This is a genomic window from Cohnella endophytica, from assembly GCF_003628305.1.
In the GTDB taxonomy this organism is placed as follows: Bacteria; Bacillota; Bacilli; order Paenibacillales; family Paenibacillaceae; genus Cohnella; species Cohnella endophytica.
Genome location: NZ_RBZM01000026.1, coordinates 1 through 1,222 on the forward strand (window position 1 = coordinate 1; position 1,222 = coordinate 1,222).

General features: G+C 45.4%; 2 protein-coding genes. One reads left to right on the plus strand and one right to left on the minus strand.

All coding sequences use genetic code 11. The annotated features are described in order from the left end of the window. The coding region (locus D7Z26_RS27900; RefSeq protein WP_233567235.1) for a hypothetical protein at positions 1-203 on the minus strand (203 nt) is incomplete at its 3' end. A gap of 433 nt (positions 204-636) precedes the next feature. Between D7Z26_RS27900 and D7Z26_RS27090 the strand changes: the two genes are divergently transcribed. Beyond that, on the plus strand, positions 637-1,098 hold the full coding sequence (locus D7Z26_RS27090; RefSeq protein WP_120980156.1) for a MarR family transcriptional regulator: 462 nt from the start codon (positions 637-639) through the stop codon (positions 1,096-1,098). Positions 1,099-1,222: the final 124 nt, after the last annotated feature.

Consider the following 1,222-nt stretch of genomic DNA (forward strand, 5'->3'; position numbering starts at 1 on the left):
TAGGCGCCAGGCTTCACGCCAAGTAACTTGGTCAAAAATCTGCGACTATTAGACAATTTTTTTGTATCAAGGGGATGTTTAAATTCGTCCAAATCATGTAAAATATTCCTTGAACGGACACAACTTGGCGGGAAAAGGGGTTTCCACTCGTAGAAACGGGTAGAAACTCTTTTTTTGTGCGCTCTTGTCGGGATGGCCGCCATGCCTCCCGACCCTCGGCAAGCATGAAGGGCGACCCTCTGGGTGGCACGCATGCGGCGAGGTATGGGAGGTCACCGATTGACCGACCCCTCCCTTTCAAAAAAAGAGTGTGTAAAAGTGGCAGGGCGCGACCCAAAGTTTCATAGCGTGAAGCAACGCACAATTTCCAGTTTTAAGAGGGGGTCATAGGGGCTCGCCCCTATACTTGAGTAATGGACACGAATCGTCATTCCGAAAAAAAATTAGGCACATTTAACGGCATAAAACTGGAAAAAGTTAATGCCCTAAAACACACAAAAAAGCCCCTAAAGATAATGAGACAGAAGAGAGATTAAAAAAAGGTTGATAGGACGGGAAAATTTGATTGACATAGATATCAAATATGATAACATCGATATCAAATATGATAACAATGCGGGGGAGTGAAAATTGGAAATGGACAAGCATAAATTGGTCAATACTGAAACAGGAGAAATAGTCCTCGCAGTGGTGGAATTAAGACGAAAATATTTTAGTGGGGGGTTTTTTATGGCTATGCAAGAGGGATTCCTTCACCTAGCTAAATTAGGTTTAACCGGAGAGCAGCTGTCGGTGCTGATGTACGTCTTTGGCAAACTAGATTTCGAGAATTGGTTGCGGATTGGTCAACAGGAAATAGCCGATGAGCTCGGCATGAAGAAGCCGAACGTCTCAAGGGCTATGAAGGTGCTTGTAGAGAAGCGGATCATTCACAAGGGTCCGAAGGTGGGAACATCGCTTACATATCGCCTAGACCCCGGATTCGGGCTCAAGGGACGCGCTAAGAACGAAAAGACAATCCGGAAGGATATTGCGGACATGGCTCGTCAAAGGGGCTTACAAGTCCTCCAGGGCGGCAAGGACGAGGACGAGGAATAGGCGCCAGGCTTCACGCCAAGTAACTTGGTCAAAAATCTGCGACTATTAGACAATTTTTTTGTATCAAGGGGATGTTTAAATTCGTCCAAATCATGTAAAATATTCCTTGAACGGACACAACTTG

Coding starts and splice junctions, on each gene's coding strand:
- D7Z26_RS27090 (WP_120980156.1), top strand. CDS start 637: ATGGACAAGCATAAATTGGTCAATACTGAAACAGGAGAAATAGTCCTC.